The sequence below is a fragment of the Allobacillus salarius genome (genome assembly GCF_007559425.1).
GTDB classification, from domain to species: domain Bacteria; phylum Bacillota; class Bacilli; order Bacillales; family Alkalibacillaceae; genus Allobacillus; species Allobacillus salarius.
This window is the reverse complement of the sequence record NZ_VMHE01000017.1, coordinates 1-24,860: the sequence shown is the minus strand read 5'-3', so window position 1 is coordinate 24,860 and position 24,860 is coordinate 1. Positions and strand designations below refer to the sequence as shown.

At 39.0% G+C, this 24,860-nt stretch carries 22 protein-coding genes and 1 tRNA gene; 22 read left to right on the top strand and 1 reads right to left on the bottom strand.

Going from position 1 to position 24,860, the window contains the following annotated elements; translation table 11 throughout:
* The first annotated feature begins 155 nt into the window (after window positions 1–155).
* The 21 genes from ychF (at window position 156) to rlmH (ending at window position 22,525) form a co-directional block, all read left to right on the top strand.
* The gene (ychF, locus tag FPQ13_RS09430) at window positions 156–1,256 is read left to right on the top strand and encodes a redox-regulated ATPase YchF (RefSeq protein WP_144089094.1); all 1,101 of its coding nucleotides are present in this window, start codon (window positions 156–158) and stop codon (window positions 1,254–1,256) included.
* Window positions 1,257–1,392: 136 nt separating this feature from the next.
* Window positions 1,393–1,683 carry a 30S ribosomal protein S6 gene (gene rpsF / locus FPQ13_RS09425; protein WP_144089093.1) on the top strand — a complete coding sequence of 97 codons (291 nt, stop codon included), beginning with the start codon at window positions 1,393–1,395 and terminating at the stop codon, window positions 1,681–1,683.
* A 12-nt stretch (window positions 1,684–1,695) separates the two neighbouring features.
* On the top strand, window positions 1,696–2,178 hold the full coding sequence (gene ssb, locus FPQ13_RS09420) for a single-stranded DNA-binding protein (protein ID WP_144089092.1): 483 nt from the start codon (window positions 1,696–1,698) through the stop codon (window positions 2,176–2,178).
* Window positions 2,179–2,194: 16 nt separating this feature from the next.
* Window positions 2,195–2,422 carry a 30S ribosomal protein S18 gene (gene rpsR, locus FPQ13_RS09415; RefSeq protein WP_144089091.1) on the top strand — a complete coding sequence of 76 codons (228 nt, stop codon included), beginning with the start codon at window positions 2,195–2,197 and terminating at the stop codon, window positions 2,420–2,422.
* 287 nt (window positions 2,423–2,709) lie between these two features.
* The gene (locus tag FPQ13_RS09410; RefSeq protein ID WP_144089090.1) at window positions 2,710–3,657 is read left to right on the top strand and encodes a YybS family protein; all 948 of its coding nucleotides are present in this window, start codon (window positions 2,710–2,712) and stop codon (window positions 3,655–3,657) included.
* Between the two features lie 37 nt (window positions 3,658–3,694).
* Entirely contained in the window at window positions 3,695–5,668 is a 1,974-nt protein-coding gene (locus FPQ13_RS09405) for a DHH family phosphoesterase (protein ID WP_144089089.1), read from the top strand.
* On the top strand, window positions 5,665–6,111 hold the full coding sequence (gene rplI, locus FPQ13_RS09400) for a 50S ribosomal protein L9 (RefSeq protein ID WP_144089088.1): 447 nt from the start codon (window positions 5,665–5,667) through the stop codon (window positions 6,109–6,111). Before FPQ13_RS09405 ends, rplI begins: the two co-directional genes overlap by 4 nt.
* Window positions 6,112–6,140: 29 nt before the next feature.
* On the top strand, window positions 6,141–7,502 hold the full coding sequence (gene dnaB, locus FPQ13_RS09395; protein WP_144089087.1) for a replicative DNA helicase: 1,362 nt from the start codon (window positions 6,141–6,143) through the stop codon (window positions 7,500–7,502).
* 106 nt (window positions 7,503–7,608) lie between these two features.
* On the top strand, window positions 7,609–8,571 hold the full coding sequence (locus tag FPQ13_RS09390; RefSeq protein ID WP_144089086.1) for a LytTR family transcriptional regulator DNA-binding domain-containing protein: 963 nt from the start codon (window positions 7,609–7,611) through the stop codon (window positions 8,569–8,571).
* Between the two features lie 162 nt (window positions 8,572–8,733).
* The gene (locus FPQ13_RS09385) at window positions 8,734–9,582 is read left to right on the top strand and encodes an ABC transporter ATP-binding protein (RefSeq protein ID WP_144089085.1); all 849 of its coding nucleotides are present in this window, start codon (window positions 8,734–8,736) and stop codon (window positions 9,580–9,582) included.
* Window positions 9,582–10,274, top strand: coding sequence for an ABC transporter permease (locus FPQ13_RS09380; RefSeq protein ID WP_144089084.1), 693 nt, complete (start codon window positions 9,582–9,584; stop codon window positions 10,272–10,274). Before FPQ13_RS09385 ends, FPQ13_RS09380 begins: the two co-directional genes overlap by 1 nt.
* Window positions 10,275–10,603: 329 nt before the next feature.
* Complete coding sequence (locus tag FPQ13_RS09375; RefSeq protein WP_144089083.1) at window positions 10,604–11,887, top strand: adenylosuccinate synthase; 1,284 nt, start codon at window positions 10,604–10,606, stop codon at window positions 11,885–11,887.
* Window positions 11,888–12,103: 216 nt separating this feature from the next.
* Window positions 12,104–12,176, top strand: a tRNA-Phe gene (locus tag FPQ13_RS09370).
* A gap of 689 nt (window positions 12,177–12,865) precedes the next feature.
* Complete coding sequence (locus FPQ13_RS09365) at window positions 12,866–14,443, top strand: peptidoglycan DD-metalloendopeptidase family protein (RefSeq protein WP_144089082.1); 1,578 nt, start codon at window positions 12,866–12,868, stop codon at window positions 14,441–14,443.
* A 315-nt stretch (window positions 14,444–14,758) separates the two neighbouring features.
* Window positions 14,759–15,463: a response regulator YycF gene (gene yycF, locus FPQ13_RS09360; protein ID WP_144089081.1), complete on the top strand. Its 705-nt coding sequence runs from the start codon at window positions 14,759–14,761 to the stop codon at window positions 15,461–15,463.
* A 5-nt stretch (window positions 15,464–15,468) separates the two neighbouring features.
* The gene (gene walK, locus FPQ13_RS09355; RefSeq protein ID WP_144089080.1) at window positions 15,469–17,313 is read left to right on the top strand and encodes a cell wall metabolism sensor histidine kinase WalK; all 1,845 of its coding nucleotides are present in this window, start codon (window positions 15,469–15,471) and stop codon (window positions 17,311–17,313) included.
* Window positions 17,310–18,644 carry a YycH family regulatory protein gene (locus FPQ13_RS09350; protein WP_144089079.1) on the top strand — a complete coding sequence of 445 codons (1,335 nt, stop codon included), beginning with the start codon at window positions 17,310–17,312 and terminating at the stop codon, window positions 18,642–18,644. The genes walK and FPQ13_RS09350 overlap by 4 nt, the downstream gene beginning before the upstream one ends.
* Window positions 18,644–19,522, top strand: a complete 879-nt coding sequence (locus FPQ13_RS09345; protein WP_144089078.1) for a two-component system regulatory protein YycI — start codon at window positions 18,644–18,646, stop codon at window positions 19,520–19,522. Before FPQ13_RS09350 ends, FPQ13_RS09345 begins: the two co-directional genes overlap by 1 nt.
* A complete protein-coding gene (locus FPQ13_RS09340; protein ID WP_144089077.1) occupies window positions 19,519–20,343 on the top strand; it encodes an MBL fold metallo-hydrolase in 825 nt (274 codons plus the stop codon). The genes FPQ13_RS09345 and FPQ13_RS09340 overlap by 4 nt, the downstream gene beginning before the upstream one ends.
* On the top strand, window positions 20,330–21,550 hold the full coding sequence (locus tag FPQ13_RS09335) for a S1C family serine protease (protein ID WP_144089076.1): 1,221 nt from the start codon (window positions 20,330–20,332) through the stop codon (window positions 21,548–21,550). The genes FPQ13_RS09340 and FPQ13_RS09335 overlap by 14 nt, the downstream gene beginning before the upstream one ends.
* Window positions 21,551–22,045: 495 nt before the next feature.
* Window positions 22,046–22,525 carry a 23S rRNA (pseudouridine(1915)-N(3))-methyltransferase RlmH gene (gene rlmH / locus FPQ13_RS09330; protein ID WP_144089075.1) on the top strand — a complete coding sequence of 160 codons (480 nt, stop codon included), beginning with the start codon at window positions 22,046–22,048 and terminating at the stop codon, window positions 22,523–22,525.
* On the opposite strand, the gene FPQ13_RS09325 is transcribed toward rlmH, so the two are convergent.
* Window positions 22,421–24,175 carry a recombinase family protein gene (locus tag FPQ13_RS09325; protein WP_144089074.1) on the bottom strand — a complete coding sequence of 585 codons (1,755 nt, stop codon included), beginning with the start codon at window positions 24,173–24,175 and terminating at the stop codon, window positions 22,421–22,423. The two genes, rlmH and FPQ13_RS09325, sit on opposite strands and share 105 nt — an antisense overlap.
* A 114-nt stretch (window positions 24,176–24,289) precedes the next feature.
* Here FPQ13_RS09325 and FPQ13_RS09320 point away from each other — a divergent pair, with 114 nt between their 5' ends.
* Window positions 24,290–24,850: a hypothetical protein gene (locus FPQ13_RS09320; protein WP_144089073.1), complete on the top strand. Its 561-nt coding sequence runs from the start codon at window positions 24,290–24,292 to the stop codon at window positions 24,848–24,850.
* The last annotated feature ends 10 nt before the right edge of the window (window positions 24,851–24,860 follow it).

Below are 24,860 nucleotides of genomic sequence, written 5' to 3'. Positions count from 1 at the left end.
CTTTTTTGAACGGAATATATGCCAAACAAGGGCTTGATTGCTCTTGTTTTTTTATTTTCTGTTACTTGTGTTTTTATCTTTGAATCACTATAATTGTTATGACTAATCTTGAACGTAGGATTCGGTAGTAGATCAATTGAAGGAGTGGACGTTACATGTCTTTAACAGCAGGAATTGTCGGCTTGCCGAACGTCGGTAAATCGACATTATTTAATGCCATCACACAAGCGGGAGCTTTATCAGCAAATTATCCATTTGCAACCATCGATCCGAACGTCGGAATTGTGGAGGTTCCAGACGATCGTTTGAATAAATTGACTGAATTGGTAAAACCGAAAAAAACGATTCCGACAGCCTTTGAATTTACAGACATTGCAGGAATTGTTAAGGGTGCGAGTAAAGGAGAAGGGCTAGGTAACCAATTTTTATCACACATCCGGCAAGTGGATGCCATTTGTCAGGTCGTTCGTTGCTTTGAGGACGAAAATGTTACGCACGTATCGGGAAAAGTCGATCCGATTGAAGACATCGAGACGATTAACTTGGAACTGATCCTTGCTGACTTGGAAACTGTCATGAAACGTTATGACAAAGTGGAAAAAATGGCAAAGCAAAAAGATAAAGAATCCATGTATGAATTTGAAGTGTTAAAGAAATTACGTGAAGCTTTTGAAAATGAGACACCAGCTAGAGCAGTTGAATTTTCAAAAGAACAACAGAAGTATGTAAAACAACTTCATTTATTGACAGTGAAACCAATGCTCTATGTAGCAAACGTTGGGGAAGACGAGCTGTTGGATATTGAGGGAAATGAGCATGTACAGCGAGTGAAGGAATTTGCAGCGGCTGAAGATGCAGAAGTGATTGTCATCTGTGCTAAAGTCGAAGCAGAAATCGCAGAGCTAGAAGGCGAAGAAAAAACAGAATTTTTACAAGAACTAGGAATTGAGGAATCAGGATTAGATCAATTAATCAAAGCTTCTTATAATATGTTAGGTTTAGCCACTTACTTTACAGCGGGAGAGCAGGAAGTTCGTGCGTGGACATTTCGTACGGGAATGACAGCTCCAGAAGCGGCTGGTATTATTCATACGGATTTCCAAAGAGGTTTTATTCGTGCTGAGATTGTTTCGTACGAAGATTTAGCAGATGCTGGGTCTATGGCTGTTGCTAAAGAACGCGGTCAAGTACGTCTAGAAGGTAAGGAGTATATCGTCCAAGATGGCGATGTTATCCATTTCCGTTTTAATGTGTAAATCCAATGATTTTTGGTTGTTTCGGTGAGATTTGTTTGGTATAATACGTTGATGTGAGTAATTAATCTAATCAAATTACTCCTTGCTCTATTCATCATGCAATAGAGCCGCTAAGTCCAAAAGGAGGTGCAGACGGATGAATAAATATGAAATCATGTACATCATCCGCCCAGATCTAGAAGAAGAAGCACGTAAAGAAGTAGTCGAATACTTCAGCAAAGTGCTTACTGACAATGGCGCGGAGCTTGAAAACGTTGACGAAATGGGTATGAAACGTTTAGCTTATGAAATCAACGACTACCGTGAAGGTTACTATGTCTTGTTGAATTTCCAAGCTGAACCAGAAGCTATTAACGAATTTGATCGTTTAGCGAAGTACTCAGACAACATTATTCGTCATATGGCTATTCGTGAAGATGACCAATAAGGAGTGTTGTATGTGTTGAATCGAGTCGTATTAGTAGGAAGACTAACACGGGACCCAGACTTGCGTTATACCCCAAACGGTGTAGCGGTAGCAAACTTCAATATTGCCGTAAATAGACCGTTTTCGAATCAGCAAGGAGAGCGTGAAGCGGACTTTGTAAACTGTGTCGCTTGGCGTAGACAAGCTGAAAACCTAGCGAACTACATGAAAAAAGGTAGTATGATTGGTGTCGATGGTCGAATTCAAACGAGAAATTTTGAAGGACAAGACGGGAAACGTGTATATATAACAGAAGTTATGGCTGAGAGTATTCAATTCCTTGAAACAAAAGGAAATTCTGGCCAAAGTGGGCAAGGTTCAACCATGGCAAACTCATCGAATAACAATCAAAACTTCCAGAGACAGACTCAAGAGCAGTCTGCTCCGAAAAGTAATAATCCATTTGAAGGAGACGGCGAACCAGTCGATCTTTCGGATGACGATTTACCATTTTAATTGAGGAGGGATTTGCATGGCACGTCGTGGACGTAAGCGTAGAAAGGTGTGTTATTTCAAAGCTAATGGAATTACACACATCGACTATAAAGATGTTGACTTGCTAAGACGTTTCGTTTCTGAACGTGGTAAAATTTTACCTCGTCGTGTAACAGGAACATCTGCAAAATATCAACGTAAATTGACTAAAGCAATTAAGCGCGCTAGACAAATGGCATTACTACCATTCGTTACTGGTGAATAATAAAGAAGCGACTTATCTATCGAAAAGGTAAGTCGCTTTTTCACTTTATGGAAACGAAAAAAACTGTTTTTGATCCATCGCAAGTACTTATTCAGATAACATGCATAAATACATACGTAAGCTATTATATACTTACGAAGAATGCGAATAATCCAATTCATTTAGTTACCAAGTATGAAGTCTTTCAATGATATAGATTCCCTGCTAAAATAATGAGAGTAGGTGTTTGTCATTCTTGGTGATCACGAATATCGCCAAGCGTTAATAAAAGAGGTGTAAGATCGTTTATGAATCAATCAAATATAGTCAAAGATGGGGCCGTTAATGGCCTTGTATTTTTATTACTTATGCTAATCACGATTTTCTTCCCTATCATAAATTTTATTACCGTATTCTTATTGCCAGTACCGTTCGTCTTAATGACGAGAAAATATGGTTGGAAGGCAGGAGCTATCCTATTCGTGATTGTAGGGATCATCTGTGCATTCCTATTAACCTATATTTCCGTTCCACTTGTTCTTTTGGTGGCGATCGGAGGTATAGCCATTGGAGCTTCAATTAGAGCAGGAAGCAGCCCGTATGAAACATGGGCAGCAGGTGCAGCTGGTTTCGCCATTGGATTCGGCTTGGTGTTTTTAGTGACACAGTTTGTGTTCCAAGTGAATTGGATGGATGCTATTAACCAGGGGATTGAAGAATCATTTTCAACCTCTGAAGAATTCATTCGTACGATGCAAGTCGATTTTGATGAAGAAACATTGGAATTGGCAAGGGAGCAAGCAAAAAGTCTCGTTAACCTCATTCCGACTTTTATGATGATTATCTCAATTGTATTAGCTTTAATTGCTCAATGGGTGAGTTATCGTTGGATTAATCGGAAAGAAGATACATCGTACCGATTTCCGAAATTTCGTTTGCTCACCTTTCCGACGTCATTGATTTGGTATTACTTAATTGCCATTGTTTTGACGTGGACGAATACCGATCCAAATGACATGCTATACTTAGCCGGAGTGAATTTGTACGCCATGATCGGTTTGTTATTAGTCGTTCAAGGAATTTCGTTTATCGTTTTTTATGTCCATCATAAAAAATGGCCAAAGTTTATTCCTTTTGCGATTGTTGCTGGTTTAGTGTTATTTCCATTTTTACTCCTGTATCCTTTACGGATTTTAGGTATAATTGACTTAGGTTTCCAATTACGTAGTCGTTTATCGAATCAAGGAAACCAATAATAAAACTGATGTCAGTCCATTAGGAGATGACGTTATTATGAAAGATATCAAGAAACTGATTATCAATAAATATATTTGGTTTTTATACGTCGTAGCTACGGCGTTAGCCATTGTGACCATTTTTTATGAGTGGTTTATTGGAATTGCGTTAACAGCGGTTCTCATCATTATTATCATTCTATCTTTGCGTGCAGAAGACCGGTTAAGAAGGCGAACGGAGCAATATGTCTCGACATTATCTTATCGAGTGAAAAAGGTCGGCGAAGAAGCTTTACTGGAAATGCCGGTGGGAATTATATTGTATAGCGAAGATCGGGAAATTGAATGGGCGAATCCATATTTAAATGATTTCATTGATAAGGATCAATCGATTATTGGGCAGTCACTGTCTCATGTTTCCGAAACACTTTTATCTATGGCAAACAGTGAGACGGATGAAGAGTGGATTGCCATCCATGATCGGAAATTCCATTTAATCCATAAAAGAGATCACCGCTTGATTTATTTGTTCGACCGCACAGAACAAATTGAAATTGAGAAGAAACATCATGATGAAGAGTCTGTCTTGGCGATTATTTACTTGGATAACTATGATGAATTGACACAAGCAATGGATGACACGTCGAAAAGTCAGCTGAATTCACAAGTGACATCCTTGTTGAATAATTGGTCAAAAGACCATGGCATCTTCTTAAAACGGACGTCTTCCGATCGTTTCCTTGCAGTCATGAACCAAGAAATCTTATCACAACTTGAAAAGACGAAATTTGAAGTTTTGGATGAGGTACGTGAATTGATTTCCGATCAAAATGTAAGCTTGACCTTAAGTATCGGAGTCGGTAAGAATGCAAACAGCTTACCTGAGCTCGGTACACTCGCTCAATCGAGTTTGGACCTTGCGCTCGGACGTGGCGGTGACCAAGTTGCGGTGAAGGATGAGTCTGGAAAAGTAAAATTCTTCGGGGGAAAAACAAACCCGATGGAAAAGCGTACACGCGTTCGTGCGCGAGTTATTTCCCACGCATTGCGTGAATTAGTGAAGGCCAGTGACCAAGTACTCGTCATGGGACACCAAATGCCGGACATGGACTCTGTCGGCTCATGTATTGGTATTTTGAAACTGGCACAACAAAATAATAAAAATGGGTACGTTGTATTTGACCCTGATGGTAACAATACAGGTGTCAATCGATTAATGGACCGAATCAATCAAGACGAAGAGCTCTCTCGTTGGTTCGTTACTCCTGAAGATTCTTTGGAAATGTTGACGAAGGATACACTCGTCATTGTCGTGGATACGCATAAACCATCCATGGTTATGGAAGAAAAACTACTAAACCGAACAGATCATGTCGTAGTCATCGACCATCACCGCCGTGCACAAGAGTTTATCGAAGACCCGACATTGGTTTATATGGAGCCATATGCGTCTTCTACGGCTGAATTGGTGACAGAGTTACTTCAATACCAAGACGGTCCGTTGAAATTCAATGTTCTAGAAGCTTCATCATTACTTTCTGGAATTATTGTTGATACGAAATCATTTGCTTTACGCACGGGTTCAAGAACATTCGATGCAGCATCCTATTTACGTTCAAAAGGGGCAGACACCGTATTTGTTCAAGAGCTGTTAAAAGAAGATATCGACGTGTATATCAAGCGTAGTGAACTGATTAAAAATGCTGAGATTTATAAACAAGGAATCGCCATTTCTCGCGCTGAAGAAGGCGAACCATATAGTGCAGTCATCATTGCACAAGCAGCAGATACCTTGCTGACGATGACAGATGTACGTGCAGCTTTTGTCGTGTCTGAGCGCTCTGATGGGAAAGTCGGAGTAAGTGCCCGGTCACTTGGTGAAGTGAATGTGCAAGTCATCATGGAGAGTATGAATGGTGGTGGTCACTTGACGAACGCGGCTACTCAATTGGAAGATACAACAATTGACCAAGTGGTTGAGCAATTACAAGGGATCATCGATGAATACTTAGGGGAGGATGAGAACGAATGAAAGTAATTTTTACAAAAGACGTTAAAGGTAAAGGAAAAAAAGGTGAAGTAAAAGACGTAGCAATCGGATATGCGAATAACTATTTATTGAAAAACAACCTAGCTGTTGAAGCGACACCAGGGAATCTGAAACAGCTTGAGGCGAAAAAAGAGAAACAGAAAGAGCAAGCAAAACAAGAATTAGAAGAGGCAAAGAAATTAAAAGAAACAGTTGAAAACCTTACTGTTGAATTATCAGCTAAGTCAGGTGACGCTGGCCGCTTATTCGGATCAATTACAAGTAAGCAGATTGCCGAAGAATTGAAAAAGACACATCAAATCAAAGTGGATAAACGGAAGATTGAATTAGACGATCCCATTCGTTCACTTGGATATACGAATGTACCGGTGAAATTGCACCAAGATGTGACAGCAACACTTAGAGTGCATGTTGTTGAACAGTAACATCTTCCAGATGGAAAGGGGGGAACGAAGTGTCAGACATTTCACAAGACCGAACATTGCCTCATAATATTGAAGCGGAACAAGCTGTACTAGGCGCCATTTTTCTTGTTCCAGATATGATTGTGACAGCAACTGAAATAATAGAGCCAGAGGACTTCTACCGTGTTAGTCATCAACGTATTTTTTCGATGATGATTCGTCTGACCGATAAAGGAGAACCCATCGATCTGGTAACAATCACAACAGAACTGAATGATTTAAAAATGTTGGATGAAGTCGGCGGTGTATCATATTTAACGGATATCGCCAATTCTGTTCCGACAGCTGCCAATATTGAATACTATGCTCGGATTGTTGAAGAGAAATCAACATTACGGAAAATTATTCATGCAGCAACCGATATCGTCACCAAAACATACGATGAAGGTGATGAAGTAACCGATTTGCTTGATCACGCGGAGAAAACGATTCTCGATATTTCTCAAAATAAATCATCCGGACGTTTTCAAAACATCCAAGACGTTTTGGTTGGCGTCTATGATAATATCGAACAGCTGCATAATATGGATGAAGAAGTTACTGGCATCGCCACTGGATTTCGCGATTTAGATTATATTACATCGGGCTTCCAGAAGAACGACCTGATTATTGTCGCTGCACGTCCTTCCGTAGGTAAGACGGCCTTCGCATTGAACATTGCACAAAACGTTGCTGTGAACTCGGATGAAAACGTCGCGATCTTCAGTTTGGAGATGGGAGCTGACCAGCTTGTCATGCGTATGCTTTGTGCGGAGGGGAATATCGATGCCCAGCGCTTGCGTACAGGTAAACTTCAAGAAGAAGACTGGAGAAAGCTAACGATGGCGATGGGTAGCTTGTCCAACGCAGGAATTTATATTGATGACACACCAGGTATTAAAGTAAACGAGATTCGCTCCAAATGTCGTCGTCTGAAACAAGAGAGTGGTCTTGGAATGGTTCTCATTGACTACTTGCAGTTGATCCAAGGAAGCGCAAATAGTCGGGAAAGCAGGCAACAAGAGGTTTCTGAAATCTCCCGTCAACTTAAAGCATTGGCCCGGGAATTGGAAGTGCCTGTCATCGCTCTGTCTCAGCTTTCTCGTGGAGTTGAACAGCGACAAGATAAGCGCCCGATTATGTCTGACATTCGTGAATCGGGAAGTATTGAGCAAGATGCGGATATCGTTGGTTTCTTATACAGAGACGATTATTATGATCAAGAATCAGAAAAAGAAAATATTATCGAAATCATTATCGCGAAGCAAAGAAATGGCCCTGTCGGAACCGTGGAGCTCGCATTCGTCAAAGAATATAATAAATTCGTCGATCTCGATCGCAGGTATTCTGAAGCGGAAATACCGCCCGCATAACTTTATGAACGAAAATTGATGAACCGCCGGTTATACGGCGGTTTTTTTGATAGTATTATATTATGGTTAATAGATAGAATAGTCCGAACAAAAGGGAGGTTGTAAGGTGTCAGATTACACATTAAACTATGAAGCTGCGAAAGATGAAAAACTTCCATCGGTTTCTCTCAATCTAAATGAATCAACCGCGACAGCAATATACAGCGACACGGATCTGCAAGCAGAGTTAATTGAAGCGATTCTTCGTGAGGGGAAGATGAGCGTTTTCGATCGAAAAGAAGGACTTTACGACCGTTTAACCGTAGCCGATAATACTAAATTTTTCCATAAGTGGTTTGGGTGTTCATTGCCTTTTCCCGAGATTCTTGTGATGTTTGGCTTACAAACATGTGCTGACAAACCGTTGAGTAAATGTACACCATCAGAACTCGCTCGCGTTTATTATGCAAAATATTTTATGATGGATCATTATCCTGTGGTCTTTCATGAGCCAATCCATGGTGTAGATTTACATACAATGAATACGTTCATGAATATGCTGCAAAAACTGAAAGAGGACAAAACACCAGTGCTCATCCTAGTTTCCAACCTCGAACATGCGCTACTTCTTAGTGATCTAACGTATAAACTAAAAGAAAATGGTCTGCAAGAAATTGAAGTTGCTCACGAGGAATTGAGTGAAACTACAATCGAAACTGAACAAACTTCAACTACTTCATTAACGACATCCAAATTATATAAAGTTCCGGCTAAAGTAGAAGATAAAATTATCTTATTCGACCCGACAGAAATAGATTATATTGAAAGTCAGGATGGGAAGGCACAGATTATTGTGAACCATGAATCTTTCGCATTGGATTCGACGTTAACTGAAATCGAGAAGAAAATTGAACCATACGGATTTTATCGGTGCCATCGATCTTATATCGTCAACTTGCAGAAGGTGAGAGAAATCATTACATGGTCAAAAAATACATACTCACTTCGCATTGATAACAAGCCGAAGTCTACTATTCCGTTATCACGCACAAAAATCCAGCATATTCAGGATACATTCAACTTAAAATAGGTACAGTTTAACCAAATACGCCATGTAAACCTCTTTCCGGCAGGTATTTTAACAAGAAAAAGGTACGATTTACGAATCGATTGGTACATTTCGTTGTGATTGTACTGCATTCACGACAGATGCTCTATACGATATAAGTAGATCGTCAAAGGAGGGGTTAAATTGGAAAACGCAATACAAGTTTCTGGCCTAAGAAAGACATTTGGCCAACAAGTTGCCATTGAAGACGTTAGTTTTAACGTAAAAAAAGGAGAAATATTCGGTCTGTTGGGTCCGAGTGGTTCAGGTAAAACAACAACAATTAAAATTTTAACGGGTGAGCTCAAACAAACAACTGGTGATGTCCATGTACTAGATACAGATGCATCGTCGTTTGACTCTACTCAGTTTAAATCAAAAATTGGAATTTTATCAGATAACAGTTCACTTTATGAGCGTTTAACCGTCTATGATAACTTGAAATTATTTTGTAAATTATATGATGCACCATTAGAGCGGATTGATGTCATTTTAGAAGAAGTGAACTTAAAGAATGATCGCAACAAAGTCGTATCTAAACTATCAAAAGGAATGAAGCAGCGAATATTGCTTGCGAAAGCGTTAGTTCATCAACCGGAGCTTGTATTTTTAGATGAACCGACATCCGCATTGGATCCTGGGAATGTCATACATATTCATCGGGGCCTACAAAAATTAAACGAAGCGGGTACGACAATTTTTCTAACGACTCATGATATGGAAGAAGCAACGAAATTATGTGACCGCGTAGCTTTCTTGGATAACGGTAAAATACAAGAGTTAGGCAATCCAGATGAGCTTCGATTTAAATATTCAACCCATGATTTTCATATCGAAACAACGATGAATGAAAAGTTAGTCTTAGAAAATGATTCCAAAAATGCGGATCAAATTAGAGATTTAATTGCTGCTGGGAAGGTCAAATCCATACAATCAGATAAACCGACACTTGGAGATGTATTTTTACAGCTTACCGGAAAGGAGCTCGTCTAATGAATACACAACGGATTGGTGCTATTTTTGAAAAAGATCTTAAGGAATTTAGAAAGAATATGATGTTATTGATGATGCCGGTCATTCCGATTTTTCTTGCCATTATGTATAGTCGAATGGGTGAAGGGGAGCTACCTGTCTTTTTACTATATCTCATTGTCGGGGCAACCTATTCTGCCGTAACGACGAGTGGGATGATGACGATGATGGCTGAAGAAAATGAAAAGAAAACATTACGTGGACTCATCCAGTCACCTGCTTCTCTCGCTGATATTCTCATTGGAAAGAGTTTAGTCGTCGGGCTATTCACCTTCATCTCGTTAGTTATATCTTTAGCTATTTTAGGCAATGACGAATTTTTAGCTTTTCAACCGATTGTTGGACTAATTCTTTTGTTTCTTTTCTTCCTGCTATTGGGAATCGGCATAGGATTGTTTACGAAATCAGTAGCCAACACTTCTGCATATATTATGCCTGTTATGTTTTTGTTTGGTTTTACACCAATGATCGAATTTTTGAATCTGGGAGAAGATAGTATCGCCATCAAGATTGCCGATTACTTCCCAATTATGCAGATGATCGATATGCATGAAACGAATTCTTGGACGGCAATCGGTATCGTTGCTATCTGGGTAATCGCTGCTGCCATATTTACATTCATCTGTTTGAAAAAAGTTAGTACAGATAATTAATTATTATATGAAAGTCCCTAAAGAAGAATCTTGCTGAGTAGCGTTCTTCCTTAGGGGGTTTTTTACTTATATTATTGCTTTCATAGGTTAAGATAATTTTAGTCACCAATCATGTTTGATTATAATTATTTCCTTCGACAAATTTCGTTATTTCCCAGGAAATATTGCATTTTATAAGGGTGGACTTAACAACCTACGAAAAAAGTGTCAAAAAGCGTACATTTAAACAGTAATACATAATAATATTCGTATTATCATTGTTTTAATTAATAAATACTGCTAGAATAATCAATGGTTGTTTAATATCTTAACTTTAGGGGGTTGTCTATATGGCAACGACTGTTGTAGTAGGTACTCAATGGGGAGACGAAGGAAAAGGAAAAATTACGGACTTTCTTGCGCAGCAATCTGATGTGGTTGCTCGATTCCAAGGAGGCGACAATGCTGGTCATACAATTCAATTTGAAGGCCAAACATATAAACTACACTTAATTCCTTCAGGGATTTTTAATGATGATAAGATTTGTATTCTAGGAAACGGCATGGTGATTAATCCGAAATCACTATTAAAAGAAATGGATTATGTTAAAAGCCACGGTGCCGACCTTTCACATTTGAAAATTAGTAACCGAGCGCATGTCATATTGCCTTACCATATGGAACTTGATCGCTTACAAGAAGAAAGCAAAGGGTCCGATAAACAAATCGGAACGACGAAGAAAGGAATCGGTCCTGCGTATGCGGATAAAGTAAACCGTATTGGAATCCGTATGGCTGAATTAATCGATCCTGAAACGTTAAAAGAAAAATTAGAAGATATCGCTGAAGAAAAAAATCATTGGATGAAACATTTTGGCGGAGAGCCATTAGACATTGATGCGATTTATGAAGAATATAAAGCATACGGCGAAACACTTGCCCCTTATGTAACAGACACTTCAATTATTTTAGAAGAAGAAGTGGAGAAAGGGAATAAAATATTATTTGAAGGTGCACAAGGCGTTATGTTGGACATCGATCACGGTACGTATCCGTTTGTCACTTCTTCCAGCACTTCAGCTGCAGGTGTTGCAACAGGTAGCGGTATTGGTCCAAACTTGATTGAAAACGTCATCGGCGTTTCAAAAGCCTATACAACACGTGTAGGAGACGGTCCATTTCCAACAGAACTTAGCGGAGATATCGCTCACCAAATTCGCGAAGTCGGTCGTGAGTACGGTACAACAACAGGACGACCACGTAGAGTCGGCTGGTTTGATGCTGTCGTTGTTAATCATTCACGTAGAACAAGTGGTATGACGGCAATTTCATTGAACTGTCTTGACGTCCTAACAGGTATCGACACATTGAAGATTTGTGTTGGTTACGACTATGAAGGCGAACGAATCAATTATTACCCAGCAAACTTACGTCAGCTTGATAAATGCCAACCAGTTTATGAAGAATTACCAGGTTGGAAGGAAGATATTACGAACGTGACTTCTTTCGAAGAACTTCCACAAAACGCACAAGCTTACCTTGAGCGAATTGAGCAATTGACGAAAACGAAAGTAGCTATTTTCTCTGTCGGTCCAGATCGGGATCAGACGATTATTAGAGAGACGATTATTTAATAAAAGTTGAGTAAAAGAGGATAACCCAAACGATTTAATTGAAGATTAATCGTTTGGGTTTTTATACATTAAAATAAATGCACTCATTTGTATGTAATCGGTAAACGGTAATGATAATTATTTGAACTAAACTGGTTTTTAAACAGAAAAAACTCTTCCAATTTATAAAATTATATGCTAAGATAAACGCTGTCCGATTCATTAAATACGAATAACGGCTTGGTAGCTCAGTCGGTAGAGCAAAGGACTGAAAATCCTTGTGTCGGCGGTTCGATTCCGTCCCAAGCCATCCCAAAAAGTGACTTCAATTCGTTGAAGTCACTTTTTTGTTTGTTGTTATGTAACTCGACCACGTCTCAATACACAAATGAGCGATTAATCCATGCGAATTGTCATCGAGCGTGTGTCTCAATACACAAATGAGCGATTAATCCATGCGAATTGTCATCGAGCGTGTGTCTCAATACACAAATGAGCGATTAATCCATACGAATTGTCATCGAGTGCGTGTCTCAATACATAAATGAGCGATTAATCCATGCGAATTGTCATCGAGCGTGCGTCTCAATACACAAATGAGTGATTAATCCAGTCAAATTGTCATCGATCGTGTGTCTCAACACACAAATAAGCACAAAATCCACTCAAACTGTCATCGAGCACACAACTCAATACCCAATCAAACTTCATAACATCTCACCCGGTCGTAGAGATTTCATTTCCTCACGAACGAACCACCTCAAAGGTACCATCCAAACGATCTTATTAATGGAGCAATCTATCGTATAGGTTCAATATTGCTCACGACTTAATTACCATATTTTTGTAGTAATGATACAAGTTCGTTACAAATCGATTAAAAGGGTTTATTTCCAAGTAGGACTTATGGTAGATTTGTTATCGTGAGAAATAGATTGCTAACTAACTAGAGAGAGATAGATAAAATAAAAGGTTTTTATTATATGGAGGATGTAGATTTTGGGGAATATATTCAAGAATTTACGAGAATTTGTAGGTAATATATCAAATCAAATTATTAATATAAAGAAGACGAGTAAACTTGCAGTTGGTATGACAGTAGCAGTTGCTGGTACGACAACAGGTGTAGCTTTAGCTGCATCGAATACAAATGCTGAAAGCTTAGGCTTGGATGAAATCTATCATGTGTATTACGGAGAGAATCATATTGGTTCTGTCGAAGAGCCAGATGAAATCGATCAATACATAGAAGAACAAAAAAATGCAGCTCAAGCACGTCACAATGACATCGAGCTTGTAACGGGCGAAGAGATCAACTATGTTCGTGAGCTTGTATTTAATGCGGGTGTTGAATCCGAAAAAGTGATGGCTAACTTGGATGAAAACCTGACGTTCTCAACGGAAGCGGTTGAATTGTTAGTCAACGACCAATCAATTGGTTACGTGAAAGATATCGAAATGGCGAACAAAGCATTGAACGGTGTCATTAATGAATCTTTACCGAAAGATTTACAATCGAATTCGTTTACTTTTATTAATCAAAAAGAAAACAAATTGATTTTACCGAAGCCGATGTTAGAAGAGATGACGAAGGAAGAAATTGAACAATCGAACAAAGAAGAAGATACAATCGTTCTTCCGAAGACTGTTACTGTAGAACAAGATTCAGCACAAATTGATGTCAGCTTTACCGAAAACGTTGTTGTTACAAAAGAACGTGTCAACCCGACGAAGTTGCTAGAGGTTGAGCAATTAACGAAATTGATTAAGCGTGGAATTTCCATCGCAAAAGAAAAACCAGTTGAAAACGAAAGTGACATCGAGACAGTTGCGAAATCGAATAACCTTTCAAAGGACGAGTTAATCGACTTGAATCCAGGCTTAGATGACGTCGAAATCATCCAAGCAGGTGAAACGGTCAAAGTAAAACAAGAGAAGAAATTTATCGATGTTGTTTATACAGAAGAGAAAACAGAAGAAGAATCAATTGATTATGAAACAGTCACGAAAAACTCAAAAGAGATTTACAAAGGAAATGAGAAAGTTAAACAACAAGGTGAAAAAGGTAAGAAGGTCCTCACGTATAAAGTGACAACAAAAAACGGCAAAGTCATTAACGAAGAAAAAGTAGATGAAGAAGTCGTTAAAGAACCGAAAGATAAAATTATCTTAAAAGGAACGAAGCAAATTTCCAACCGCGGTTCCGGTCAACTTGGATGGCCAGCTGTTGGTGGCCGCATCACAAGTAAAATGGGTCCACGTTGGGGTTCCTACCATAAAGGAATTGACATTGCAGGTGTAGGTAACCGCACGATTAAGTCCGCAGACAACGGAACAGTTGTACAAGCGAGCTGGGACGGTGCTTACGGAAACCGCGTTGTCATTAACCATAACAACGGATTTAAGACAACATATTCTCATTTGAGCAGTATGAGCGTTAGCCCTGGACAAACCGTTAAAAAAGGTCAGTCCATTGGTCAAATGGGAACGACGGGCAGATCAACAGGCGTACATTTGCATTTTGAAGTGTACCGCAATGGTTCCCTTGTCAATCCGCTTAGTTACGTAGGGCGCTAATAAAAATTTAACTGATAAAGTAGTTCAGTTTAGGAGTACAAAGTATCATTTTGTACGCTAATTGAACTACTTTTTTCATATCTATCTGCCAATCACGGTTAGTTCCTATGATTGAAGGAAGAAGTAACGATAACGGCATTGTAAAGAGGATTCTGTCAATTCTATGAAGAACTCTTCTATAATAAGACTTTTCATTCAATGTACGTTAAAATGTAAACAAGTAAATATTAATTAAACAACTAGATAGCGAATGAAAAAATACCTGCACCTCAGACTTAAACAGAGAAAGAAATGAAAGAGGATGGTGGAAAAGAAATGAAAACAAAAATTTTAGTAGTAGATGATGAAAAACCAATTGCAGATATACTTGAGTTCAACTTAGACAAAGAAGGTTATGATGTGTTCGTCGCCTATGACGGAAATGAAGCAATCGATCTCGTCAGAACAGAGGAGCCCGACTTAGTGCTTCTTGATATTATGCTTCCGGAGAAAGATGGCATGGAAGTTTGTCGTGAAATTCGTAAAGATTATCAGATGCCGATTATTATGCTGACGGCAAAAGATTCCGAGATCGACAAAGTATTAGGCTTGGAGCTCGGAGCGGATGATTACGTCACAAAGCCTTTCAGCAACCGAGAATTAATCGCTCGAGTGAAAGCGAACTTGCGCCGTTCGACAAGTGAAGATAATGGTACAAGCTCTGGCTTATCCAATATTAAAATTGGTGGCCTTGAAATCAACCGGGAAAACTACTCGGTTACGAGAAACGGGGAACCCGTCGATTTGACGCACCGTGAATTTGAATTGCTTCTCTATTTAGCAAAACATATCGAACAAGTAATGACACGTGAACACTTGTTGGAGACCGTATGGGGCTATGATTACTTTGGAGATGTCCGAACGGTCGATGTTACCGTACGACGTTTACGGGAGAAAATCGAAGAAAATCCAAGTAACCCTAACTGGATTGTAACGAGGAGAGGAGTAGGTTATTACTTGAGAAATCCTGAGCAGGAGTAGATTGGATGAGTAAAGTTTTAGGAGTCTTCAAATCAATTCGACTAAAATTTATTTTAATTTATATTTTATTGATCTTAATTGCGATTCAGATTATCGGGGCTTATTTTGCCCGTCAATTGGAAACACAGCTACTTGAAAACTTTACGGAATCCGTGAATGACCGTGTGCAGCTTCTCACATTTAACCTTGAACAAGCTTTTGCGGAGGAACGGACGGAGAACGATACGCCGCTTTCCAATGATATTCGTGCCATTATCTACGACTTCGATTCCTTTGATTCTGACGATTTTACGGAAGTTCGGGTCGTAGACAATAATAGCCGGGTACTTGGAACGACAGCTCAATTCGACCGAACGAATGTCGGGAAGCGGACGACGGAGCTGAGGATTTTACGTGCGTTATCTGCAGGAAACCGTGAAGAGAATATTTTATTTAACAAGGAAACGGGTCACCGAACGTTGGTCATATCAAAACCGATCTATTCGAATACGGATCAAGAGATCGTCGGTGCACTCTATTTACAAGCCTCGATTGAAGGCGTTTACGATCAAATGGAAGACATTAACCGAATCTTCGCCAACGGAACCATACTAGCCATTACAGTATCTGCTTTGCTTGGGATTTTGGTTGCACAAACCATTACAAGACCGATTTCTGAGATGAAACGGCAGGCACAAGTAATGGCAACCGGTAACTTTTCGCAAAAGGTTAATGTATACGGAACGGATGAAATCGGGCAGCTTGCTGTTACATTCAACGACTTGAATGATAAATTAAGGCTTTCTTACGCTGCAACTGAAGGCGAACGAAAGAAGCTTTCCTCTGTCCTACGAAACATGACGGACGGGGTTATTGCGACAGATAAAAAAGGTGACGTTACGTTATTGAACGAACCCGCGATGAAATTAATGCGAAAAGACTATAACGAGTTACACGGGAAGCCTTTATTGACGGTGTTAGGAATGGATGAACATTATTCCGATCTCTTTGAAATCAAAGACGAAAACAGTCTGATCATCGATTTCTCTGAAAATGATCAAGATCTATTGTTAAAAGCGAACTTCTCCGTCATTGAAGATGAAAATGGGGAAATGAATGGTTTCTTAACGGTCTTAAGTGATGTAACTGAACAAGAGAAGATTGAAAGGGAACGACGCGAGTTTGTCGCAAACGTATCTCATGAACTTCGTACACCGTTAACGACGATGCGGAGCTATCTTGAAGCGTTAAGCGATGAGTCTACATTAAAAAATGAAGAAATTGCACCTAAGTTCCTCAATGTCACACAAAATGAGACCGAGCGAATGATTCGTCTCGTTAACGACTTGCTGCAATTATCGAAAATGGACAATAAAGATTACCACGTTCATAAAAAGCGCGTGGAATTTATTGAGTTCATAAGTGCGATTGTCGACCGATTCGAACTGAACTTAAAAGAAGAATTGGAAATAAGACGCGTGCTGCCTAACAAACGACTAGAAGTTTGGATTGATACTGATAAATTGACACAAGTCATCGATAATATCATTTCCAATGCGATTAAATATTCACCAGAAGGCGGGACGATTAAAGTCGAAGTCCTGCAAGAGAAAAACCAAGTCATTACAAAAATTTCTGACCAAGGTATGGGAATACCTCAAGAAAACTTGGAACAAATTTTTGAACGTTTCTACCGAGTCGATAAAGCAAGAACGAGAAAGTTAGGTGGTACTGGACTCGGCCTGGCCATTTCCAGAGAACTACTGGAAGCACATGATGGGCAAATTTGGGCATCAAGTGTCGAAGGAAAAGGAACGACTATTCATTTTAGTTTGCCGTTAATGAGAAAGAAACGGGGGCGGCAATCATGATCGAAAATATTAAATCAGTCATTTTATTCATACTTGTCGCATCAAGCTTGCTCCTGACGCTGGCTTTATGGAATTATCAACCGGCATACGAAGAACTTGGTGAACCAACATACTTAGATGAAACGCGGTTACAAGAAGGTGAGACAAGACAAATCGATGACGTAATTTATCCAAAACAAATTTATTTTCATAATCTCCACGAGCATAGCCAGCTGCCGGATTATCAAGGCATGGAGCAATTATTTAAAACAATTAAAGAGTGGCCATTTACTGAGGTCGAACCGTTTGTAAGTGATGACGTATCGATTTGGTCAAGAAATATGGAAGTGGTATTTCCAGAAGAAATTCCGCTAGCGTATATCGTCCAGCTATTGAATGTGAATGAAACGGAAAACCTATGGAATCAAACGTTCAATAAGGTTTATTACCAACTTTCGCAAAATAATAACGAAACAGTCCGCGTAACATTCGCTTCGGATGAATATGATGGCTCTTTAAATGCAGAGATTCAATCGACGTCTGTGTATAATGAAATCGAACAACTCATTAATCATGAGAATAATGTCGCATTAGGCTCCTATGACATTAATGAAGAAACGACACTTTATCTACCAGTGGAACGACTGAATGTACCAGGTTATACGATATTGACAGAAGAGATTTATGATATCCAACCTTTGATCAATAATTTATTCAGTAACCCGACAATGGTACGAAGACAAGTGCCGAATGGAAACTCCAATGAAGAAAGTTATTATACAGATGGTTCACGAGCATTGACGATTAAACGTGTGCTACAGAACGAAAAAGCGATGGAATTTGTAAATCCATTTTCAACAAACGCACCAAAAATGACACGGTATGATCTCATAAATCGTAGTATCGCCTTTACGAACGATCATTCGGGATGGACCGATACGTTTTATTTGGATTCAGTAAATGATCATAGCAACAAAATTGCCTACCGCATGTATTATGACGGTTTACCGTTATTTGATACAGAAGGGCATACGATGATTCGACAAACATGGCGAGATAACCGCATTTATCAGTTTGAACGGCCGCTATTCTGGACAAGCACGAATTTTCAAAGTCAAGAACAAATGGAATCCGTCCGTTCTGGTCTATCTGTTTATCAATTTTTCCAGCAATATTCAGATCAGTTTCATTTGAAGTCCATCACAGATATGCGAATCGGATATGAAGTGAAAACGATTAGTGATACATCAAATGCGATGTATTTAAAGCCGAGTTGGCATATTAAATATAACGGTACGTGGGAACCGATGAGCTTCTTTGAGAACTATTTACACGCAAGGGGTGATGAATAATGAAATGGGGTTCTGTCAAAACGTTGTTCATCATCGCCTTCTTGATCTTAAATTTCTTCTTAGCTCAGCAGTTGCTGGAGAAAATCGATGAAACGAATTTGGAAACATTATCACAGACAACCTTTGAAGACGGACTGGCTGCCGAGGATATAACAATCGGTGAGTTACCGGAAAGCGGAATGAAAGCATCCTATGTATCAGCAGAACGTTATCTATTGTCAGAGGACGATAAAGAAACGCTTGAGGAGTCGCTAGCGAACCAAAACATTGCGATCATCAATAATCAAACAATCGTCAGTGAATTCATCAAGCCAGTTCCAGTTGGATTGGATGATGAATCAACAACCGTCATGGAAACGTTATCCGAGTATGTCATTTACGACGACATCTATGAGCTTTGGAAGTATGATGAAGAGAAAAATGTGTTATTATTTTTTCAGAAGCAAAATGATCGAACCGTCTTGTTCAATAAAGCGGGCGTCCTATATGTGAAGCTGAACGAAGAACAAGAAGCGGTCTCTTACTACCAAACGTTGTTGAATGAAGTAAGAGTACAAGGGGATCCACAGACCGTCGTCGACCCGATGAACGCTATTGAATCCGTTTTTAACTCAAATGAAGTGTTACGACCAGAAGATCATATATCAGACATGAAGCTCGCTTATCATTCCCTCTTAGCGCTTAAAGGTGAAGAACAAGAAGAACAAGTCTTTACACCGACATGGATGATTGAAATCAATGATGGAGAGCGTTATGCCTTTGTGAATGCGATGGAAGGACAAACGATTCCAACAGATGAAAACATGTATATGCAAGAGATCGAATCAACATTAGAACAACAACTAGAAACACACATACGGAGTGATGAGGAAGAATGAGTTTACATTTTAGTGTACTGGCGTCCGGGAGTACGGGGAATGCTTTTTATATAGGAACCGATCAAACCAAGTTATTAGTTGACGCTGGCTTAAGCGGAAAGAAATTGACGAGTAGCTTGGAAGAAGTCGGTGTGGACCCAACAGAAATAGATGGAATTCTTGTCACCCATGAACATAGTGATCATATCAAAGGGCTCGGTATTGCCGCAAGAAAATACGATTTGCCGATTTATGCGAATGAAAAAACGTGGAAAGCGATGGAAAACTCCATCGGTAAAATTACACTTGATCAAAAGTTCGACTTTCCAATCCATTCCGTCCGGCAAATCGGTGACCTTGATATCGAAAGCTATGGCGTGTCCCACGATGCCGCAGATCCGATGTTCTTCGTCTTTCGTCATGAAGACAACAAAGTGGCGATGATTACAGATACAGGCTACGTATCAGAACGCATGAAAAAGACAATTGAAAATTCAGATGCTTTTTTGTTTGAAGCGAACCACGATGTGGGAATGTTACAAATGGGAAGGTATCCGTGGAACGTTAAGCGCCGGATACTGAGCGATCTCGGTCACGTGTCGAACGAAGACGCAGCGATTGCCATGTGTGATGTGATTGGAAATCGTACAAAGCGGATTTATTTAGGGCATTTGAGCCAAGATAACAATATGGTTGATTTGGCCCGGATGAGTGTAGAAGAAGTACTGACAAGTCATGGTCACCGGATTGGCGGCGACTTACTATTAAAAGATACCAGTCCGACCAAGCCAACACCAATCGATTATATCGTAGAAGAGGTGAAGACAGATGGGGTATTATAACTCGCATGTAGACAATAAGCGGCGCAAAAAAAGTGTAGTGATGCCTGCCGCAATTGGAATTATTATCGGTGTATTGATCGCCTGGCTATTGCTAGCGGAATTTGGTCCAGGTGGGAATGACGCGGCTAGCTCTGGTGATGACTCCGAAAACACAACAGAAGAACAAAATTCAGAAGGCAGTAACAGTACGAACGAAAACAGTAGCGGCAAAATGGTCAACGTCGATGTAACATCACAAGTAACCGAAGTCGTTAGCAATGTACAAAACACAGTCGTTGGTGTCGTCAATATTCAAAATCAAAACATATTCGGCAATCAACGGACACAAGGCGGTACAGGATCTGGTGTCATCTACAAAAAAGAAGGTGACTATGCCTATGTCGTGACGAACCACCACGTCATCCAAGGAGCCAGTAATGTAGAAATCGTCTTGAACAATGAGGAACAAATTGAAGCGGAACTGCTAGGAAGTGACATGTATACAGACTTGGCCGTATTACGAGTTCCAGCAGATAAAGTGCCCAATGCCATCGAATTTGGAAGCTCTGAAAGCTTGCAGGTTGGAGAGCCCGTTATTGCGATCGGGAACCCGCTCGGTCTGCAATTTGCAGGCTCCGTTACCCAAGGAATCATTAGTGGGAAAGAACGACTCATCCCGGTTGATTTTGACCAAAATGGTGTCGTCGACTGGCAAGCAGAAGCCATTCAAACCGACGCAGCCATTAACCCAGGAAATTCTGGTGGTGCGCTCGTCAACTTAGACGGTCAATTGGTAGGAATTAACTCCATGAAAATCTCCAACCCGAATGTGGAAGGATTAGGATTTGCGATTCCAATTGATCATGCAACACCAATTATCGAACAACTCGAAGAAGACGGAGCAGTCACACGTGCTTTCCTCGGAATTTCACCATATTCCTTAAGCGATATTGCGACATATCACTGGCAGAACACATTGAACTTACCGAAAGATGTTGAAGCAGGTGTCGTCGTCGCACAAGTGGAAAATGGAACACCAGCTGCACAAGCAGGGCTCGAGCAATATGACGTCATCGTCGAATTCGATGGTGAACCGATCAATAACTCATTAGACTTACGAAAATATCTATACAATGAGACAGAAGCAGGCGAACAAATCGAAATCACATTCTACCGCGATGGAGAAAAACAAACGACAAAAGCAACACTAACCGCACAAGAGTTTTAATGAAATAGCAGAAGTCCCTGTTGAGGAGTCTATCCTTGCAGGGACTTCTTTTCATAGAAAGACAAACAACGAACGGTGAAAAAGCATGCAATGTTCCGCTTTTACGCTTATGCACAAAATCAATCTACTTATCCACAAAGTGTGCATAAGAAAATAACCGATGTGCATATATTGAGTAAAATTTTACGAAACTAACTAAATAACGTACGAACATATGTTAATATGTTGATAAACCTGTGGATAACTCAACTATTCCACAGACTTATTCAGATAACCACAACATAATGCACGAGTATCCACAAATCGTTGTGAATAAGTGTGAATAACTGAACTGTCGCCATATACCCAAATCCACATGTGAATAAACCACAAGCTTGGAACGGTAGGAAAACAGGTGATTGTTCGGATTATCAACAAGTTGTAAAATAAAAAAGATTAGAGAACTCTTAATCTTAAGTTTACACATGTTAAAAATAATGAATTAGGTGATGAAAAATGAAAATAACAATTATTTCTGTTGGAAAGTTAAAAGAAAAATATTTAAAGCAAGGAATTCAGGAATACCTGAAGCGGCTGAGTAGCTATGCCAAAGTAGATATCATTGAAGTTGCGGATGAAAAAGCACCCGAAAACCTAAGCGAAGCCGAAGAAAAACAAGTGAAAGATAAAGAGGGAGAGCGGATTCTACAAGCAATCTCACCAGATACATATGTCATTACATTAGAAATTGAAGGAAAGATGCTTTCATCCGAACAACTCGCAAAGAAAATGGACGAGCTTGCGCTGCATGGAAAAAGTAAGCTTGCTTTTGTGATTGGTGGATCTTTGGGAATAAGTGAAGCCGTCCAGCAACGTAGTAACTTTGCAATCTCATTTTCGAAGATGACATTTCCACATCAGTTGATGCGGCTGATTTTGTTGGAGCAGGTTTATCGGGGGTTTAGGATTAGTAGAGGGGAACCGTACCATAAATAGAGGCAAAAATTGTTGAAGATATGGAGGTAATTCTTTATCGGAAGCGGGTATTGAAAATGTATGTTCATTATCCGTTTCTCGATATAACAAGTGGATTAGAGTAAAGGTTTTCGAAATGTTCATTTCAGTAAAATCAAATTCAAGTTCTATATTTTTAATGCTTCTTGATTTGTCATCTTGTTTGATAGTAATATTATCAATTAACAACAGTAGCAATTGCTTTTGATTTTCCCTAGTTGTCTTCTTGTAAACAGATAGGAATTTCTTCAGTAATTTTTCAATCAAATCTGGTTGAATTACTTTTGAGTCGATAGAACCTAATTGCATTATAACCTCATTTTTTCTTTGTTCGAACCCCCTTTTATCATCGGAAACCTTTTGTAATCTTTCTTGCAGAATATCTATTGGGAGAGTGTTTTTCTCAAAGGCTTCCATATACTTTGCTTGTAATTGTTCTATTTCCTTTAGTTGTTTTTCAATCTCTTCTAGTTCTATATTAAGCCGTTTTATCGCATGGGCAGAAGTTGAACTTATTTCTGTTAGTGTCTTATAAAGTTTTTTCTTATTAGAACAAAATTGTTGGATCCTTTTAATAACTGTATCTTCTGCTTCATATGCTTTAATGGAATTAGCTTTACAAGCAGCAGATCCTTTATTATGAAAATCGCTACAGACATAATAACGATGTTTTCGTTTCGTCCCATCTTTTCGTGTATAAGTTGTTATTGATGGCACCATTCCTTGACCACAATCAGGACAACGTAAAAGCTGACTTATTAAAAATGGTTCGTTTGATTGGCGTTGCTTAAATGATTTACTTTTCCTTCGCGCCTGTACAACGTTCCATAATTCATCTGAAATAATAGCTTCATGTTTCCCTTCTACAATGATGGGATTTGGATTTTTCCCTTTTCTACGTTTAGTATCCCAATTCTCTACTTTTAACCAACTAATTTTACCATTATAGATAACGTTATCAAGAATAGTTGCGATGCCATTTATGGAGAAATATCGGCCCTTTTTGGTGCGATGTCCAGCTTTATTTAGATAATTTGCAATAGCCTTTAAGCCTTTTCCGCCCGCATACATTTCGAAAATTAACTTTACAATTTCGGCCTCCTTTTGGTTAATAATAAGTTTTTTCTCAACTGTGTCATAGCCAAATACAGTTCCACCGTTCCACTCACCCTCTAACGCACGTTGTTTCATTCCTAGTTTTACATTTTCGGATAAAGTATTACGTTCCATTTCAGCAATGGAAGCCATTATTTGAAGTACTAGACGACCGATAGGACTACTGGTATCGAAGTTCTCCGAGTAGGAAATAAATTTCACATTGTATTTTTCAAACTTATCTAGAATCATGAGTGTGTCCAGCATATTTCGTGAAAGTCGAGAAATTTTCCAAACTAGAACAGCATCAAATTTTTCTTTTTCCACATCTTTAATTAATCTTTTCATTTCTGGTCGCCCTTTAACTGATTTACCGCTGATTCCCTCATCAACGTATTCATCTATTACCTCCCAGTTATAGATTTGAGCATATTGCCGGAGAGTTTGAAGCTGTGCGGCTATACTGAAACCTTCCTTTGCTTGTTCTTCGGTACTTACGCGAGCGTAAATTGCCACTCTTTTTATTCCTGTTGTCATGTTTGTCCTCCTCTCACTTTTATAATACTATGAAAATAATAGAAGGGGAAAAAGGAAATAAGTATCCATTAGTTTTTGTTTGTGAAGTGATTTAATGATTGATAGGAGGATTACATGGAATTAAATTATATAAAATTTCAAGATATTGATTGTGCTTATTATAGAAAAGGTAATTCAATGATTCTTATCCCAAAAGATCAAAAGGAAAATTTTAATTTTTTAGATGTTATCAAAATGAAAAATTTCATGATTGAATTTACTTCAACTATTTATAAAAAGTCGTATGCATTTGTAAAAGACGTTTCGTTTACAGGAGATAGAGCTATTCGATTGAACATTCTGTACTATGTATTATTGATCCAAAGTAAAGCTATTAATGAAATCCAAATAACTGGTGATGAAATAGATATAATATTTAACCCAGCCTCATATTTTTTCCCAGAAGCAGATAAATTTAAGAAGAACCCTGTTGATTTAATATATGGAAAGCATATAGCCGAAGAGTATAATATTAAATATAAAGATGAAAATATAACGATAGTTTTATCATATGGTGATATTTTTGAAAGGGGGATAGCAAGTGATTTAAAGCTTCATGCAAAGTTGTCGATGACGTACAATAGTTTGTGTAAAACTCTTGAAGACAAAAAAAGAGGTAGGGTATCCTCAGAGTAAACAACGAAAC